This is a genomic window from Mesorhizobium sp. M1163 (genome assembly GCF_040318415.1).
GTDB lineage: Bacteria > Pseudomonadota > Alphaproteobacteria > Rhizobiales > Rhizobiaceae > Mesorhizobium.
Genome location: NZ_JAMYMF010000019.1, coordinates 52526 through 68180 on the forward strand (window position 1 = coordinate 52526; position 15655 = coordinate 68180).

Consider the following 15655-nt stretch of genomic DNA (forward strand, 5'->3'; position numbering starts at 1 on the left):
TTTCAAATTGCTGGAACGTCCTCAGAGACCGTTTGGAAATTCTACTCTGACGGCCGTCTGATGGCCGTCAGAGCGAATTTCGAAACAGCCTCTTAGCACGTCCGGGCCGTCGAGCAGCGCTCTTTCGGCGGTCGAAGCGCAAAAATGAAAAAGGCCAGGCACCGCCTGACCTTCCATGAGAGCGCCCGCGCATCCCGAGAGACGCGCAAAGAAACGTTCTTCTCATGCGCATGAGCGGGGGCTTAACCTCCCCGCGACCATGCGCTGGAATTGCCATTCACCGGTGCCAGTACATCCGTGGTCACCGGTGAGGCTGAATTCCGTTTTAGGCCGCCTTCAACTGGTCGGCGGACATCTTGCCCGACTTGTTGTCGCGGACCATCTCGTAGCCAAGCTTCTGGCCCTCGACGATGTCGCGCATTCCGGCGCGCTCGACGGCTGAGATGTGGACAAAAACGTCGGCAGAACCGTCGTCAGGCTGAATAAAACCAAAACCCTTGGTGGCGTTGAACCATTTAACTGTGCCTGTGCTCATAACGAACCCTTTCCATGGCAAATATTCGTTCGCCGTCATGCGGATGCACAACAACGTTTGTCTCGATTTTGATGGGGAAGTTCGTCAAAGGCGCGCCTCGGCACGCGGATAACAAAAGTCGGTCAAACAAACATCGACAAAATTCTTGTAGACTTCTTTGCGCGCTGTGTCAATTTTTTGATTTGCAACACTCGTGGAGATGCGCGGCGGCGGCAAATACGACAGCGAAAACCGGGCTATTGCCCGCCGAAAAAACCACTTAGCCGGGAACCATTTTGGCGCCGGAGCATTTTTTCGGTGTCGAACGCCGTTCTCGAAAGAGCGATCTTGAGAAAAGGCGGACGACCACCAGGACGCCCCCCGCGCAGATAAAAGGCACGAGGGGCGTTCCTGTGTGATGCGACCATTCGCGCCGCCGCCCCCTGCTCCTCACACCATGCCGCGACTGAGCCCGCCATCCACCGGCAAAGCCACGCCGGTAATATAGGCGGCGGCGTCGCTGGCCAGGAATGCTGCAACCGCACCGAATTCGGCGGGAGTGCCGTAGCGCTTTGCCGGGATATCGGCCTGACTCTCGGCGGCGATCACGGCAGCGTCGACACCCCTGTCGGCGGCGTCCATGGCGTCGAACTGTTTGGTCCGGTCCGTCGCAAAACGGCCAGGCAGCAACAGGTTGACGGTAACGCCGTCCGCCGCCACTTCGCCGGCCAGCGTCTTGGCCCACCCGGCGAGCGACGCACGCAGCGCATTCGAAGCGGTAAGGCCCGGGATCGGCTCACGGATGGAAGTCGAGGAAACGGCGATGATGCGTCCCCAGCGCCGCGCCCGCATGCCTGGCAGGAAAGAAATGGCAACGCGCATCTGGCTCAGCACCATGCTGGTGAACTGCTTCTCCCAGACGCTCGCATCGAAGACGCTAGCCGCGAAGGGCGGCGGGCCGCCGCCATTGAGCAGGACGATGTCGATCCGCTGATGCTCGTCCTCGACGGCATGGATCAGCCGGGAGACGCTGTCGTGGTCGGAGAGGTCGGCGCTGAAGGTCGAGCAGATGTGGCCGGCGGCCTCGATCGCGCGCCGCGCCACATCCAGGTTCGCCTCCCCTCGTCCGACCAGGTGATCTCGGCGCCTTTCGCCGCGAGCGCTTCGGCAACGCCGAAACCGAGGCCCTTGCCTCCGCCGAGAACAAGCGCCCTCCGCCCCTCAAGATTTGCATCCATCAAGCCAAGCCTCCTGCTGGTTTCACTGGCTATTTCGAGCGACTTCCCTAGCGGACATGCACGATAGCGTCGGCTTCGACCGGAACATTGGCCGGCAAGCCGGCCATGCCGAGCGAGCAGCGGGCGTGCTCGCCACGCTCGCCGAAAACATGGAGCAGAAATTCGGATGCTCCGTTGCCGACCTCCGAATAGGCCGAAAAGCCGGCCGTCGCATTCACATAGACGGTCAGCTTGGCGAATTTCACGACACGGTCGAGATTGCCGTCCAGTTCCTTGTCCAGCCAATAGACGATGTTGGCCGCGCAGAGCCGGGCGGCGTTCTGCGCAGCAGCCAGATCGATCTCTCTGCCGACCTGGCCGATCGCGGCGATCTCCTGCGCGATCTCGGGAATCTGACCGGAGACATAGACGATGTCGGCGACCCGAACCGTCGGCGAGAACGGCAAAGCAGGCCGCTCGAGCGACGGCCAGGCGACACCGAACTCCTCAAATCTTCTTCTGTAGGACAAGGTGGCTGCTCCTGTTTCCGTTGGTGCGAGTGGACCTTGAATTCAGATCGGGCTTTCGGATAGCCTGATAGTGCTGACACAGCTATCAGGAATTCTTATGACCGGAGATATCGACGTCAGGCTGCTGCGCGCCTTCGTCACCGTGGCCGATACGGGAACGGTGAGCCGGGCGGCCGATCGACTTGCCCGCACCCAGGCGGCGGTGAGCATGCAGCTTCAGCGCCTCGAGGGTGAAGTCGGCGCCGAGCTGCTGCGCCGTTCGCCGCGCGGCGTGACGCTGACCGAGGCCGGCGAGATCCTGCTCGCCTTCGCCCGCAAGGCCATCGCGATCGGCGACGATGCCAGGCGCGAGATAGAAGGCCGCAGGCTGGTCGGCCGTGTCCGGCTGGGCATCATCGAGGATTTGGCGGTGACACGGCTGCCGCTGATCATTGCCGACTTCCGCCGCCGGCATCCTTCCGTGGAGATCGAGCTGACATCGGCCAGCAGCGCCGATCTCAGCAAGTCGCTGGGCGAAGGAAAATGCGACATCGTCATGGCCGATCCGGCGCGCTTCACAAAGGCGCCGCGAGGTCATCTGTCACGACAGCTGGTCTGGGCGGCAAGCCGCATGATCGAGATCGATGACGAGGTCGAGCTTCCGCTGGTCATCTTCGAAGGCGCCTGCTCCTGGCAGGACAGAATGCTGGCCTCGCTCGCCGAGGCCGGGCTCGGCTGGAAGATCGGCTGCCGCGTGTCGACTTTCGCGACGCTGATCTCGGCGCTGAGGGCCGGGCTTGGCATCGGCCTTCTGCTGCAGGAAGGACTGCCGCCCGACTGCCAAAGCCTCAACGGACGCTTCAACCTGCCGCCGGCGCCGATGGCGGATTTCGGCGTCTATCTTGCGAGGGACCCGTCCCGGCTGGTCGAGGAGTGTGGCGATTTCCTGCGGGCGGGATTCGAAGTCTAACGAAACGATCCGACGTCATTCACCGTTCCTGGTCGGTCGGGCGGATGACGATCTCGTTGACGTTGACGTGCGCCGGCTGGCTCACGGCGTAGAGAATGGCCGCGGCGATGTCCTCAGCGGCCAGCGCCTCCATGGCGGCGAGCCGCTGGTCGAGCCCAGTCTTCGCCGCCGGATTGGTGATATGGGCGCCGAGCTCGGTGCGCACCAGGCCGGGTTCGATGACGGTGACGCGAACCTTGTCGGAATAGACTTCGCGGCGCAGCGATTCGGAAAAGCCGACGACGCCGAACTTGGTTGCGGCATAGCCGCTGGCGCCGGGATTGGCGACGCGGCCGGCGACCGACGAGACATTGACGATGTGACCCTTGGCGGCCCTGAGATGCGGCAGCGCCGCTTTGGTGACACCCATCAGCGCCAGCAGGTTGAGCTCGACCATGCGGCGCCAGTCATCGAGCACCGCCTCGGCGGCCGGCGACAGAAGCATCACCCCGGCATTGTTGACGAGGATGTCGAGGCGGCCCCATTCGGCGACAACCTTGTCGACCATGGCGGTGACATCGTCGTTGCTGGTGACGTCGGCCGCGATACGGAGTGCCGTGCCGCCGGCCTTTTCGATACGCGCGGCCAGCGCTTCGAGGCGATCGGCGCGGCGGGCGGCAATCGCCACCTTTGCCCCGGCGGCCGCCAGCGCCACAGCGGTTGCCTCGCCGATGCCCGACGAGGCGCCGGTGACAAGCGCGACCTTGCCGGCCAGTGCGGAAGAAACAGCTGTCATTGTGAAGTCTCCAAAGCCCCTGCCCGATCTTCAGATAGGCCGCGGGCCGCGAAGTGGAAGACCAGCTCGCCGGTTGCTCGGCTCATTCGTCGGGGCCGGGCTCCGGCCATGGCTCCTTCGCCGCCTCCGCATACCAGTGGCGCATCGCCGGCATCGAAAGCACGGCGTCGACATAGGCGCGGGTGTCGGGCGCCAGCGTGCCGCCATAGGTGTCGAAGCGGGTGACGACCGGCGCGTACATGGCGTCGGCCGCGGTGAAATGGCCAAACAGGAACGGCCCGCCTTTGCCGTATTTTTCCCGGCATTGCCGCCACAGATCCTCGATGCGCGCCCGTTGCGCCTCACCTTCGGCGTCGAGCGGCTTGTGGCCTTTTGGCCGGCGCAAATTCATCGGCCAGCCATAGCGGACCTCGCGAAAGCCGGAATGCATCTCTGTCGCCGCCGAGCGGGCGTGCGCGCGAGCGCCGATATCGGCCGGCCAGAGCTTCTTATCGGGAAACAGGTCGGCAAGATATTCAAGGATGGCAAGGGTTTCCCAGACGATCCGGACCTCGCCAGCCGGCAGCCGATGGTTCAGCACCGGCACCTGGCCGGTCGGCGATATCCTGGCCAGATTGGCCGCGGTCTCGGGCGTGCGCAGGCGCACAAGACCTTCCTCGAACGGGATGTCCAGGTGCTTCATCGCCAGCCATGGCCTCAGTGACCACGATGAAAAACACTTGTTGCCGATGAAGAGCGTGAATTCAGCCATTGTCCCTCCGGCCCTGTCTGTTCGGGCGTTCTGGTGCACCCTATCCTGTCGGCTTCGCGGCCGGAAGCTATCCCAACTCGACCGGCCGAACCCGGAACCTAAGCGACCCGCGACCGTTTCTCCAGGCGAACGGTTCAGGAGATGCGCGATGGTGAACAAGGATCAGGTGGCAGGCGTCGCCAAGCAAGCCAAGGGCTCGGTCAAGCAGGCCGCCGGCAAGGCCACCGGCAACAGACGCAGCGAGGCCGAAGGCAACGTCGACAAGGCGACCGGCAAGATCCAGAAGGCTTACGACGACGTGAAGGACAAGGTGAAGAAGGCGCTTTGACGCCTGCCCTTCGCAAACCAGGAAAAAGGCGGCTCGGCCGCCTTTTTTTGCGCCGTCTCTTACCCGTCAGAAAGTCAGGCTTTTGCTGTACGCATTGGTGAAGGTGACCTCGCCATGATCTCCGGCGGCTTCGCCCAGCACCACATCCATGCTGTTTCCGGTCACCCGCGCCAACGCAAAGCCGCCCATGAAGGCGGCCTTCGGCTTGAACAAATCAAGCCCGTCACGGTGGTAGATCATCGGCGTCGCGTGCTGGTGGCCATGGAAGATGCCGACGACATTGTAGCCTTTCAGCACGGCCAGCAGCGCCTGCCTGTCGACTTCGCTCCACCAATGCGGCGGACCCGTGCCGCTGTCGTCGAAGGTTCTCTCGGCGGCGTCCCATCTTTCGATCGAAAAAGTATCCCAGCCATAATGCTGGAACAGGATGACCGGGCGGCCGTCGCCGGCATAGGTGGCAAGGTCCTGCTTCAGCCATGGCAGGCTGCTGGCGGCGCCATGGCCGGTATCGCCGGCAAAACGGTGCGTCTGGACAAGATGCAGACCGCCCCAATCCCATGAATAGCAGTCAGTCTCGACGTCGTAGTCGGTCGCCGGCGCAGGCGGCTTGAAGAACACGCCGGGGCGGTGGTTGACCTCGACATAGTCGCGCATTTCGCGGCGGTACCAATCGACATGCGAGCGCGGGCCGTTCTGGTCGAGGTCGTGGTTGCCAAGGCCGACATAGACCGGCATGTGCACGCGGTCGGGGCCGACGCCCTGCTGGTAGCGCTGGCTGAACTGAAGCAGCTGCGTGCCCTCGCTGGGCTGGGTGATCTGGCCGCCGCCGTCGTCGGTGATGTCGCCGCCGACGACGAGGCCGAGCGGCGTGCTGATTTTGCCCGTCGAGCGCAGGCCGGTGGCAACGCCATCGATTTCGGCCGGCCATTGTCTGTCACCGACGCCGTTGAGTGCGGCGACATTGCGCAGCAAGGCAGCGTCAGTCTTGCCCTCCTGCTCGCAATGCGGGCTCAATCCGTTCGCCATTCGGCAGGCATGGACATCAGCGATAAACAGGAAGGTGGCGTCGATCGGCGGGATGCGCTGCCCGGTCTGGCCGAAGGCCGGGCGCGAAACGGCGCCGGCCACGGCAAGGGCCGCTGCCTGCATCAGGAAGCTGCGCCGGGAAACCGGTGGGGCGGGAATGCGATGCATCATGCGCTAAAATTCAGCACGACGCGGATCGGCAGTCCAGTTGCTCGCAAAGTATGTCGACACGTTCTCCCAGGTCTGGCATTGCTTTCGGCATTCAACTTGCGCGGGCAGAGGAGGACGGCATGAAAACTGCATCCATCGGCATGACAATGGCCATTCTGGCGGTGACGAGCGCAGCGCATGGCGCCGAGTGCATCGACGTCAAATCGGCCAAGGCCGGCTTCATTCTCGAAAGGCCTGGCATCCACAGCGAATTTCGACCGGCAGCGGGCGGAATGGTGGCCGTTGCCAACAAATACCAGTCGCAATCGCCGCAGTCGCAGTACCTGTTCGGCGGACTGATCGAGGTGTTTCGCGACAGCAGCACGGGGCAGCTGGCGATGATCCCGTTTTCCGATCTCAGGAAGGTGTTCCCGCTGAAGGCGGGGGCTAAGAACAAGATCGTGTTTGCCCGCCTCGCACCGAACAAGCCGCCGAAGGGCACCGAGACGCTGGAGATCAACGTCAAGGGCAAGGAGACGTTCAGCCTGGGTGAATGCAAATACTCCGTGCTCGCGGTCAAGCAGACGATCAGGAGCGAGGCCGGCGAGACGCGGGACGAGTTTACCGCGCTTTACGCACCCGACTTGCAGGCAGTTGTGGCCAGGCGCTATGACGAGGGCACCAGCGCCGAAAGCGTGGTCGGCTACGAGCTGATCAAGCCGCTGCCGAATTAAGAGCTCGGCCTCCCCCACCTCGGTCACAGTGAGCGACGGCGGCGCCTCTGTCCTGCCGGCGTCAAGGGGCTTTGTGCAGTATCCTGCGACGTCGCCTCGTGACTCCCTGTTCCAAGGCCATCAGGCAGTCGCGCAGCACTCTTGTGTCCTGTGCGGTCTTGGCCATCGACATGGCGCCGGAATAGGTGGCGACGGCGAGCGCTGCGAAGCGCTGCGGATCGGTGCCCTGCTCCCGGCCCGCCTGCTGGTCGGCCCTGATCTTGTCGGCAATCGCCTGACGCCAGGCCGAAAAAATGTCGGCAAGGGCAATGCGGAAATCCGGATCGGCAAGCGACAGTTCGTGCGCCAGATTGTTGAGCGGGCAGCCGCGCACGAATCCCTGCTGCTCCAGCTCCGCCGCGACGGCCGCGAACACGGCGCGCACGCCCTCCCGCGCCGAGCCGGCCCTCCGCACCGGCGCGATCCATGTGTCTTCGACGGCGGCGGCGACCCGCTCTTCGATGACTGCTAGCGCCAGCGCCTTCTTGGTCGCGAAATGGTGGTGCAGCGCGCCGCCGGTGACGCCCGCCGTCGCCATCAGGTCGCCCATGCTGGAGGCGTGATAGCCGCGTGCCTGAAACGCCTCTTCGGCGACATCGAGCACCTTTTTGCGCATGCCTTCGGGGTCATTGGTGCGTTTTTTAGCCCGCGCCTTTGGGCGGGCTGTGGTCTCTGCTGACATTTCCACACGATAGCAGATTGACAAAACAGGACAACCGGTCTGTTTTGTAAAACAGGATGACTGTCCTGTTTTTGAGATCGAGCGATGAACCTGCCTTTGAATGCCGCGCCTAAATCCGATCTGCTCGCCTCGCCCGTCGTCGAACTTCGGCAATACACGCTGAAACCTGGCCGACGCGAGACGCTGATCGGCATCTTCGACAATCATTTGATCGAGGGCCAGGAAACTGCGGGGATGACCATCATCGGCCAGTTCCGCGACCTCGACCGGCCAGATATGTTCGTCTGGTTGCGCGGCTTCGACGGCATGATCGCGCGGAAGCATGCGCTGGCCGCCTTCTATGACGGGCCGGTCTGGGCGGCCTGGCGCAACGCCGCCAACGCCACGATGATCGATTCCGACGACGTGCTGCTGCTGAAGTCGGCTTGGCCGGGCGCCGGCCTCGATCTCTCGGGATCGCAGCGGGCAACCCTGCCGGATCTCGAAAAGCCGAGCGCAAGCAGCGATTTGCAGGCAATTGTTGTCATCAGGATTCATCATTTGCAACCGGGCCTGGAAGCCCGTTTCGCCAACGACTTCCAGACCGCGGCCCTTCCGGTGCTCGCCGCATTTGGCGCGTCGCCGCTCGCCGCCTTCGTTACCGAACATGCCGAAAACAGCTTTCCGCGGCTGCCGGTGCGAGCCGGCGAAAACGTCTTCATCAGCATCACGGGTTTCGACAGCACCGAAGCGCATGCCCGCCATGAGGCAGCCTTGGCTGCCTTCCCGAGATGGCAGAAATTGGAGCAGGCCGCGCGGTGGGAATTCGCCAGGCCCGTGGAGGTTCTGCGCCTGGCGCCGACGGCGCGATCGCTGCTCGGACAGCCAACGCCGGCGTGACCAACGCCGTTGAAAGCCACCTATGTGCACTGAACCCTCTGTCTAGTTCACGCCTAAAAATGCCTGGCATAGATCACCTGGTAACGCGTGGTCCATGCGGTTGCCTGCTCCAGGTCAAGGCAAACGCGCAGCAGCCGGTGATCCTCGTTCTTGCGGCCAATGAGCTGGATGCCAATCGGCAGGCCGTCTTTCGACTGGAAAAGCGGCAGGCTGGCGGCCGGTTGGCCGGTGACGTTGAAGATTTCGGTGAAAGGCGCAAAGCCGTAGGCCCGGCTCGCCCAAGCCCCGTAATCGAAGAGAGCACCATCGCCATGGATGGCGCCAAGCCGGGGCGTAAGCTCGGCCGTCGTCGGCGTCATGATCAGGTCGAACCCATCGAACGCCATCGCCATCGCCAGCGAAGCGCTGTGCACATGGTCCTGCGCCCTGAGATAATCGGCGGCCGAAGACCGCCGAAAACAGTCGAGCGCGTGACGAGTCAGGCTTTCGATTTCGCCGGCCTCCGGCATCCGCCCGATCTCATCGGCGCGCTCGTCAACCAGCCGCGCGACCTCCGACATCCAGAAGATGCTCCAGTCCGCTTCGGCGCTGGCTTCCCGCGGGAAACGCGCCTCTGTGACTTCGTGCCCCCTGTCCTCGAGGAGGATCATGGCTTCCTGGAATTTTGCCCCGATCTCGGACGCGACGGGCGTGCCGTCCGGCCGGTGCGCCAGGCACGCGACGCGCAGACGCTCGCCGGGCGAAGACAGCCAGTCCAGGTAGGACGGCACCGATTTGGACACGGAGTAAGGCGCTCCTTGCTCTGGACCGGCAGTCATGTCCAGCATGGCGGCGCTGTCGCGAACGGTGCGGGACAGGACATTGTCGGCGTAGAGTCCGGCGCCGACCTGACCTCGACCAGGCCCGACAGGCGTGAGCCCGCGCGACGGCTTCATGCCGAACACGCCGCAACAGGCAGCCGGCACCCGGATCGATCCGCCGATATCGGAACCGTGGGCGACCGGCACCATGCCGCTCGCCACCGCGGCAGCAGCTCCGCCGCTTGAGCCGCCCGCCGTCAGCGAAGGATCCCAAGGGTTCGAGGTGGGGCCGCGAAAGCTGGGTTCGGTGACGAAGTCATTGGCGAATTCAGGCGTGTTTGTCTTGCCCAGCAAGATCAGACCGGCGGCCCGCCAGCGCCGGACGATCTCGCTGTCGGGTTTCGGCGCGGCATCCTTGAAGTAGAGCGACGAGTGCGTCGTCGGCCACTCCCGTACATTGACGCCGGTGTCCTTGACCAGGAAAGGAATGCCGGCGAGTGCGGCGTGCCGGTTGCAGCTTGCCGCTGCGGAAAGCGCCCGGTCCGCATCGATCAGTGTCACGGCATTGATGGCGGGATTGATGCTTTGGATTGCTTCGATAGCCGCCTCGACGACCTCGACAACGGACAGTTCGCCCGAACGAACGTGCCCGGCCAGGGCGACGGCATCCAACGCCACATATTCGGAAAGGTTCATGACTGCTCTCAGCCCGGACTGCCGGTCGCGTCGGCCGTCGACTGGGATCCAGCTTTACTCCGGACCTTGAAATATCGGGCGATGGCTGCCGCGACCAATGCCGGATCCTCCCAGTGCGGGTTATGCCCGCACCGCACCGCGCCCACGAACTCGGCGGCAGGGATTTCTTCGAGGAGCCGCTGTTGGTGCGTTTCGTCGAAGAGCAGGTCGCGCCCGCCAGCAATGACAAGCGCCGGCAGGCGCAGCGTACGCGCCTTGTCGGTAAGATCGACGCGCCGAACCTGCTCCAGGATTGCTCGCCAAAGTGCCGCCGGCATGGCTGACGCCTCCTTTGCAACCATGGTCAGGAAGTCCGCTGGAACCTCGGCCTCGCAGGCATGCCAATAGTCATAGAACGGATCGGCCGGCGATATCGGGTCTCGAAGTGCCCGCACACCAATGGTCATCGGGTGATCCTCACCGATCTGCGGCCGCACCGTTCCGGCCATCAGCACCAGGCCGCCAATCATCTCGGGATAGCGCGCTGCTGCCTCGATCGCCACCATACTGCCCAAGGAATGCCCGACCAGAACCGGCCGCTCGAGGCGCAACCGCTCGATCAAACTCACCACATCTTCCGCGAAATCCGCTGACGCGAAGCCGCGTGTCCCGGCCGGCGAGGCGCCATGCCCGCGCAGGTCTGGGATGATAAGCCGGCGCCCGGCGAGATGCGGCGCCAGCAAGGAGAAGCTGCGGCTCGTGTCGGAGAAGCCGTGCACCAGCACCAGCGCGGGCTCCTGCCCGGCGATTTCGACGCAGGCCGTTTCAGTGCAGCCGGCACCGACCTTGCGCTTGCGGCCGTTCCAGCCAGCCTGATCGACCGATATCAAAGGCCGAGCTGCTGCTTGACCGCGTCGAGCGCGGGCTTGCCATCGAATGTGGTGACACCGGCAAGCCAGGCGCCGAGCCTATCCGGATTCCCTTTGATGGCCTTCAGGCCGGCTTCCTCCGGCTTCAGGCCGTCATTGATGAGATAGCCCATGCCGAGATTTTCGAAATCGATGTCGAAGGCGAGGTTCTTCAGCAACTGCCCGACATTCGGGCATTGCTGCAGATAGCCCTTGCGCACCTGCGTCGTCACCGTCGCGGCGCCGAAGTTCGGGCCATAGAACTTGTCGCCGCCGCTCAGATATTTGAAGTCGTACATCGTGTTCATTGGATGCGGCGCCCAACCCTGGAAGACGATGAAGCGCTTTTCCTTGATCTCGTAGCCGACCTCGGAAAGCATGCCGGCTTCACTCGATTCGACGACCTGCCAGCCATCGAGGCCCAGCGACTTATCGGCGATGGCGTCCATCATCAGCTGGTTCGAGCCCGGCTCGATGCCATACATCTTCCTGCCGAACTTGTCGGCGAACTTTTGCAGGTCGGCAAAATCCTTGACGCCGGCCTCCCAGACGTAAGTCGGCACGGCAAAGGTGTATTTGGCGCCGACGAGATTGACGCGCACATCGTCTACCGAGCCGTCCTTTTTATAGGGCTCGTAATAGGTGATCATCGCCGGATCCCAATAGCCAAGGAACACGTCCAAATCATTGTTCTTCAAGGATTCATAGATGACGTTGATGCCCAGAAGCGAGCTTGCCGGCTTGTAGCCGAGCGCATCGAGCAAGACGCTGGTGACGCCGGTGGTGAAGGCAAGGTCGTTCCATCCAGGCTCGGCCATGCGCACGACCTTGCATTGTTCAGGTTCAGCCGCAAAGACCGGCTGGATCGCCAGCAGGACCCAGAGCGAGGCGCCTATTCCAAGGCTACGAAGCATTTCGGTTCTCCTCATTTCACCAACGGTGTTGACCATTCGGTCCTTATATTGTCCCACCGGTCAATTCTTGATCTCGGCGGACGAAAATGTCAACGTCGGTTTTCGATGCATGGATCCGGCCCGTGAAACTCAAGCGCCTCAGCGACATACGCCGCAAAGAGCTGCGGCAAGCCGCCTTTGCCGTGCTTCAGCGCGAAGGCATAGCTGGCGCCACCATAGAAAAAGTGGCGGCACAGGCCGGCGCGTCGAAGGGCATCGTGCTGCATTATTTCAACAGCAAGCGGGAGCTGTTCGAGCATGCCATGCGCGAATCGAACCTGGTGCTGCGTCACGCGGTGGTGGAGCGGTTGAGGCAGGCGCGCACCCCAATGCAACGGATAGATGCCATCATCGAAGGCAATTTCGAGCCGCATCTCTTCCAGCCTTCGCTCTGCCACGCCTGGCTTTCACTTTGCGCGGAGGTGCCGCGCGACGAAAAGCTTGCCCGCATCCAGAAGGTGATCCATGCGCGCATGCGCTCCAACCTGCTGTCCGGCCTGCGCGGTCTGGCGCCGGCGCGCGATGCTGACGAGATCGCTTTCGGCGTCACCGCCCTGATCGACGGGCTGTGGTTGCGGCTTGGCCTGCAACCCGGCAGCGTCACGCGTGAACAGGCCATTCATCAGGTCAAGGATTTCGTTGCTACGCGGCTGGCTGTTCGGCGCGGTGCAGCCGCTGCCGAATAGACAGGCGCATCAGCCGAAAGTTCATATTGTAGGATAGGCCGGCGGCTTGACCACAATGGCAACGGCGCTGTTCTCCTTATCAGACAAGGCGGCACGTGCGGGAGTGTTGGATGAGACTAGGCGGCAAACGGGCACTGGTCACCGGCGGCTCGGACGGGATCGGGCTGGCAATCGCCGAAGCGTTTTTGCGCGAAGGCGCGGACGTGCTGATCGTCGGCCGCGACGGCAAAAAACTCGACGCCGTCCGCAAGCAACTCGGGGATAATGTCGAAACGCTTTCGGCCGACCTGTCGGCCAGCGCCGGCATCGATGCCGTGGTCGAGCATGCCAGGCGCGGCCCACCTGTCGATATCCTCGTCAACAATGCCGGCGTGGCGTTCCTTGTGCCGTTCGAGACCGTCAGCGAGGATCAGTTCCAGCAGTCCTTCGCACTCAACGTCACGGCGGTATTCTTCCTCACCCAGCGGCTGTTGCCGCATCTCGCGCCGGGCGCGGCCTCGGTGATCAACATCTCGTCCTATTTCGCGCACAAGATGATCCCGAAGCGGCCGTCCAGCCTCTATTCGCTCTCGAAGGGCGCGCTCAATTCGCTGACCAAGTCGCTCGCCTTCGAGCTCGGGCCGCGCAGCATAAGGGTCAACGCCATCGCGCCCGGCACGGTCGACACAGCGATGCGGCGCAGGTCGATCGAAAACCTGCCTGAGGCCGCGCAAGCCGAGCTCAAGGCCTATGTCGAGCGCAGCTACCCGCTCGGCCGCATCGGCCGAACCAGCGACCTTGCCGGCATCGCCGTCTATCTCGCCAGCGACGAAGCGGCGTGGACCAGCGGCGGCATCTTTGCAGTGGATGGAGGGTACACGGCGGGGTGAGGGGCGCGCGCTCTTCCTTCTCCCCTTGCGGGAGAAGGAAAAGGCGCTGCTTCAACCGATTTGCATCCCCATCGTCCGCAATCTCCGCTTGAAGGCATTTGTGCAACGCGATACGCCGTTTGCAAATTTGCAACCCGGAGAGACTTCGTGAGCGCGCCAGAGACCAGAACCGAAACCGACACGTTCGGTCCCATCGAGGTCGCCGCCGACCGTTACTGGGGCGCGCAGGCGCAGCGTTCACTTGCCAATTTCAAAATCGGCTGGGAAAAGCAGCCGGCGTCGATCGTGCGGGCGCTGGGCATCGTCAAGCGAGCGGCAGCGGAGGCCAATATGGAGCTGAAGCGGCTCGATCCGGCGATCGGCAAGGCCATTATCGAGGGCTCCCAGGAGGTCATCGACGGCAAGCTGAACGACCATTTCCCGCTGGTCGTCTGGCAGACCGGCTCGGGCACCCAGTCCAACATGAACGCCAATGAGGTGATCTCCAACCGGGCGATCGAGCTTCTGGGCGGCGTCATGGGGTCGAAGAAGCCGGTGCATCCCAACGACCACGTCAATATGAGCCAGTCGTCGAACGACACCTATCCGACGGCCATGCACATTGCCTGCGCCGAGCGCATCATCCACGATCTGCTGCCGGCGCTGAGACATTTGCATGCGGCACTCGAGGCCAAGACCAAGGCTTTCGCCCACATCGTCAAGATCGGCCGCACCCATACGCAGGACGCGACGCCGCTGACGCTTGGCCAGGAGTTCTCCGGCTATGCGGCGCAGGTCGCCTCGTCGATCAAGCGCATCGAGATGACCCTTCCCGGCCTGCAGGAATTGGCACAGGGCGGCACCGCGGTCGGCACCGGCCTCAACGCGCCGGTCGGTTTTGCCGAAAAGGTGGCGGCGCGCATCGCAGCGATCACCGGCATCGATTTCGTCACGGCGCCGAACAAGTTCGAGGCGCTGGCCTCCCATGATTCCATGGTCTTCTCGCACGGCGCCATCAATGCCTGCGCGGCAGCGCTGTTCAAGATCGCCAACGATATCCGCCTGCTTGGCTCCGGCCCGCGTTCGGGCCTCGGCGAATTGTCGCTGCCGGAAAACGAACCGGGCTCTTCGATCATGCCGGGCAAGGTCAACCCGACCCAGTGCGAAGCGATGACGCAGGTTTGTGTGCAGGTGTTCGGCAACAATGCGGCGATCAGCTTCGCCGGCAGCCAGGGCCATTTCGAGCTCAATGTCTACAATCCGCTGATGGCCTATTGTTTCCTGCAATCGGTGCAGCTGCTGGCCGACGCTTCGGTGTCGTTCACCGACAATTGCGTCGTCGGCATCGAGGCCCGCGAAGACAATATCAAGGCGGCGCTCGACCGTTCGCTGATGCTGGTGACCGCGCTGGCGCCGACGATCGGCTACGACAACGCCGCCAAGATCGCCAAGGCGGCGCACAAGAACGGCACAACACTGCGCGAGGAAGCGCTGGCCACCGGGCTGGTCAGCGAAGCCGATTATGAGCGGCTGGTGCGGCCGGAGGACATGACGCATCCGGGGTAAGTTGATCGCGAAAACGTTACCTCGGTGAACAATCCGTAACCAATCTGACGTCTTTGGTGAACAGTCGGCATGCGCTAACTGGACGGCTATCCCAAGTCGTTTGGCCAAACCCTTCTGGAGAGTTACGCATGTCCACCAACACGTCCACCAACACTTCGTTTGCCGGGTCCGGCACCGCCTCCGGCGCCTCGGGCACGATCCTGCTCGGCCGCATCCTGCTTTCGGTCATCTTCCTGCTTTCCGGCTTCGGCAAGCTGACGGCGATTGCCGGTACGGCCGGCTATTTCGGCAGCCTTGGCCTGCCGCTGCCGATGGTGACCGCCATTGTCGTTGGCCTCATCGAACTGCTTGGCGGCCTCGCCATCCTCGTCGGCTTCCAGACCCGGATCGTCGGCTGGGTGATGGCGATCTTCACCGTCGCCACCGCGCTGGTCGCCCACACCGGCTGGGCCGATCAGATGCAGATGATCAATTTCATGAAGAACCTTGGCATTGCCGGCGGCTTCCTCGTGCTCGCCTCCTCGGGTGCCGGCGCGTATTCGATCGACGCCAAGCGCGGCTGAAGCGGCCCAGCATTGCCTAGACAAAAGGGGCGCGGAATTTTCCGTGCCCCTTTTTCGTTGTCGGAATGCGTCGGTCGATCTG

At 63.2% G+C, this 15655-nt stretch carries 18 protein-coding genes; 8 read left to right on the forward strand and 10 right to left on the reverse strand.

The features are described from left to right. Nucleotides 1-325: 325 nt before the first annotated feature. The 3 genes from NKH43_RS18830 to NKH43_RS18840 all read right to left on the reverse strand — a co-directional run bounded on the left by NKH43_RS18830 (nucleotide 326) and on the right by NKH43_RS18840 (nucleotide 2261). Complete coding sequence (locus NKH43_RS18830) at nucleotides 326-535, reverse strand: cold-shock protein (protein ID WP_010915421.1); 210 nt, start codon at nucleotides 533-535, stop codon at nucleotides 326-328. A 429-nt stretch (nucleotides 536-964) separates the two neighbouring features. Then, nucleotides 965-1618 carry an SDR family oxidoreductase gene (locus NKH43_RS18835; protein ID WP_352859391.1) on the reverse strand — a complete coding sequence of 218 codons (654 nt, stop codon included), beginning with the start codon at nucleotides 1616-1618 and terminating at the stop codon, nucleotides 965-967. A 181-nt stretch (nucleotides 1619-1799) separates the two neighbouring features. Continuing rightward, entirely contained in the window at nucleotides 1800-2261 is a 462-nt protein-coding gene (locus NKH43_RS18840; protein WP_031195259.1) for a RidA family protein, read from the reverse strand. Between the two features lie 97 nt (nucleotides 2262-2358). Between NKH43_RS18840 and NKH43_RS18845 the strand changes: the two genes are divergently transcribed. Then, nucleotides 2359-3210 carry a LysR family transcriptional regulator gene (locus NKH43_RS18845; RefSeq protein WP_352481751.1) on the forward strand — a complete coding sequence of 284 codons (852 nt, stop codon included), beginning with the start codon at nucleotides 2359-2361 and terminating at the stop codon, nucleotides 3208-3210. Between the two features lie 19 nt (nucleotides 3211-3229). On the opposite strand, the gene NKH43_RS18850 is transcribed toward NKH43_RS18845, so the two are convergent. Together NKH43_RS18850 and NKH43_RS18855 are read right to left on the reverse strand one after the other, a co-directional pair. Then, complete coding sequence (locus tag NKH43_RS18850; RefSeq protein WP_352859392.1) at nucleotides 3230-3985, reverse strand: SDR family NAD(P)-dependent oxidoreductase; 756 nt, start codon at nucleotides 3983-3985, stop codon at nucleotides 3230-3232. An 82-nt stretch (nucleotides 3986-4067) separates the two neighbouring features. Beyond that, a complete protein-coding gene (locus tag NKH43_RS18855; RefSeq protein ID WP_352859393.1) occupies nucleotides 4068-4736 on the reverse strand; it encodes a glutathione S-transferase family protein in 669 nt (222 codons plus the stop codon). A 148-nt stretch (nucleotides 4737-4884) separates the two neighbouring features. Here NKH43_RS18855 and NKH43_RS18860 point away from each other — a divergent pair, with 148 nt between their 5' ends. Continuing rightward, on the forward strand, nucleotides 4885-5064 hold the full coding sequence (locus tag NKH43_RS18860) for a CsbD family protein (protein ID WP_352859395.1): 180 nt from the start codon (nucleotides 4885-4887) through the stop codon (nucleotides 5062-5064). Nucleotides 5065-5130: 66 nt separating this feature from the next. Here the strand turns inward: NKH43_RS18860 and NKH43_RS18865 are convergent, their stop codons facing one another. After that, the gene (locus NKH43_RS18865; RefSeq protein WP_352859397.1) at nucleotides 5131-6261 is read right to left on the reverse strand and encodes a metallophosphoesterase; all 1131 of its coding nucleotides are present in this window, start codon (nucleotides 6259-6261) and stop codon (nucleotides 5131-5133) included. 119 nt (nucleotides 6262-6380) lie between these two features. On the opposite strand from NKH43_RS18865, the gene NKH43_RS18870 reads away from it, so the two are divergent. Then, nucleotides 6381-6974, forward strand: a complete 594-nt coding sequence (locus tag NKH43_RS18870) for a hypothetical protein (protein ID WP_023722740.1) — start codon at nucleotides 6381-6383, stop codon at nucleotides 6972-6974. Nucleotides 6975-7035: 61 nt separating this feature from the next. Here the strand turns inward: NKH43_RS18870 and NKH43_RS18875 are convergent, their stop codons facing one another. Beyond that, nucleotides 7036-7695 (reverse strand): LmrA/YxaF family transcription factor, encoded by a 660-nt coding sequence (locus tag NKH43_RS18875; RefSeq protein WP_352859399.1) that lies wholly within the window; start codon nucleotides 7693-7695, stop codon nucleotides 7036-7038. Nucleotides 7696-7779: 84 nt separating this feature from the next. Here NKH43_RS18875 and NKH43_RS18880 point away from each other — a divergent pair, with 84 nt between their 5' ends. Then, nucleotides 7780-8574, forward strand: a complete 795-nt coding sequence (locus tag NKH43_RS18880; protein ID WP_352859400.1) for an NIPSNAP family protein — start codon at nucleotides 7780-7782, stop codon at nucleotides 8572-8574. 53 nt (nucleotides 8575-8627) lie between these two features. Here the strand turns inward: NKH43_RS18880 and NKH43_RS18885 are convergent, their stop codons facing one another. The 3 genes from NKH43_RS18885 to choX are packed head-to-tail and all read right to left on the reverse strand — an operon-like array spanning nucleotide 8628 to nucleotide 11871. Further along, nucleotides 8628-10070 carry an amidase gene (locus NKH43_RS18885; RefSeq protein ID WP_352859402.1) on the reverse strand — a complete coding sequence of 481 codons (1443 nt, stop codon included), beginning with the start codon at nucleotides 10068-10070 and terminating at the stop codon, nucleotides 8628-8630. Between the two features lie 8 nt (nucleotides 10071-10078). After that, nucleotides 10079-10939 carry an alpha/beta fold hydrolase gene (locus tag NKH43_RS18890; protein WP_352859404.1) on the reverse strand — a complete coding sequence of 287 codons (861 nt, stop codon included), beginning with the start codon at nucleotides 10937-10939 and terminating at the stop codon, nucleotides 10079-10081. Further along, nucleotides 10936-11871, reverse strand: coding sequence for a choline ABC transporter substrate-binding protein (gene choX, locus NKH43_RS18895; protein ID WP_352859406.1), 936 nt, complete (start codon nucleotides 11869-11871; stop codon nucleotides 10936-10938). Before choX ends, NKH43_RS18890 begins: the two co-directional genes overlap by 4 nt. 122 nt (nucleotides 11872-11993) lie before the next feature. Between choX and betI the strand changes: the two genes are divergently transcribed. From betI to NKH43_RS18915, 4 genes are all read left to right on the forward strand, one after another. Beyond that, nucleotides 11994-12596: a choline-binding transcriptional repressor BetI gene (gene betI, locus NKH43_RS18900; protein ID WP_352479299.1), complete on the forward strand. Its 603-nt coding sequence runs from the start codon at nucleotides 11994-11996 to the stop codon at nucleotides 12594-12596. 110 nt (nucleotides 12597-12706) lie between these two features. Then, on the forward strand, nucleotides 12707-13465 hold the full coding sequence (locus tag NKH43_RS18905) for an SDR family NAD(P)-dependent oxidoreductase (RefSeq protein WP_352859409.1): 759 nt from the start codon (nucleotides 12707-12709) through the stop codon (nucleotides 13463-13465). Nucleotides 13466-13612: 147 nt separating this feature from the next. Continuing rightward, a complete protein-coding gene (fumC, locus tag NKH43_RS18910) occupies nucleotides 13613-15010 on the forward strand; it encodes a class II fumarate hydratase (protein WP_352859411.1) in 1398 nt (465 codons plus the stop codon). Between the two features lie 128 nt (nucleotides 15011-15138). Next, entirely contained in the window at nucleotides 15139-15573 is a 435-nt protein-coding gene (locus tag NKH43_RS18915; protein ID WP_023722731.1) for a DoxX family protein, read from the forward strand. The last annotated feature ends 82 nt before the right edge of the window (nucleotides 15574-15655 follow it).

Bases quoted from the DNA above. Each gene is read 5' to 3' on its own strand.
- NKH43_RS18830 (WP_010915421.1), bottom strand. From the start codon at position 535: ATGAGCACAGGCACAGTTAAATGGTTCAACGCCACCAAGGGTTTTGGT.
- NKH43_RS18845 (WP_352481751.1), top strand. From the start codon at position 2,359: ATGACCGGAGATATCGACGTCAGGCTGCTGCGCGCCTTCGTCACCGTG.
- NKH43_RS18850 (WP_352859392.1), bottom strand. From the start codon at position 3,985: ATGACAGCTGTTTCTTCCGCACTGGCCGGCAAGGTCGCGCTTGTCACC.
- NKH43_RS18855 (WP_352859393.1), bottom strand. From the start codon at position 4,736: ATGGCTGAATTCACGCTCTTCATCGGCAACAAGTGTTTTTCATCGTGG.
- NKH43_RS18860 (WP_352859395.1), top strand. From the start codon at position 4,885: ATGGTGAACAAGGATCAGGTGGCAGGCGTCGCCAAGCAAGCCAAGGGC.
- NKH43_RS18865 (WP_352859397.1), bottom strand. From the start codon at position 6,261: ATGATGCATCGCATTCCCGCCCCACCGGTTTCCCGGCGCAGCTTCCTG.
- NKH43_RS18870 (WP_023722740.1), top strand. From the start codon at position 6,381: ATGAAAACTGCATCCATCGGCATGACAATGGCCATTCTGGCGGTGACG.
- NKH43_RS18875 (WP_352859399.1), bottom strand. From the start codon at position 7,695: ATGTCAGCAGAGACCACAGCCCGCCCAAAGGCGCGGGCTAAAAAACGC.
- NKH43_RS18880 (WP_352859400.1), top strand. From the start codon at position 7,780: ATGAACCTGCCTTTGAATGCCGCGCCTAAATCCGATCTGCTCGCCTCG.
- NKH43_RS18885 (WP_352859402.1), bottom strand. From the start codon at position 10,070: ATGAACCTTTCCGAATATGTGGCGTTGGATGCCGTCGCCCTGGCCGGG.
- choX (WP_352859406.1), bottom strand. From the start codon at position 11,871: ATGCTTCGTAGCCTTGGAATAGGCGCCTCGCTCTGGGTCCTGCTGGCG.
- NKH43_RS18905 (WP_352859409.1), top strand. From the start codon at position 12,707: ATGAGACTAGGCGGCAAACGGGCACTGGTCACCGGCGGCTCGGACGGG.
- NKH43_RS18915 (WP_023722731.1), top strand. From the start codon at position 15,139: ATGTCCACCAACACGTCCACCAACACTTCGTTTGCCGGGTCCGGCACC.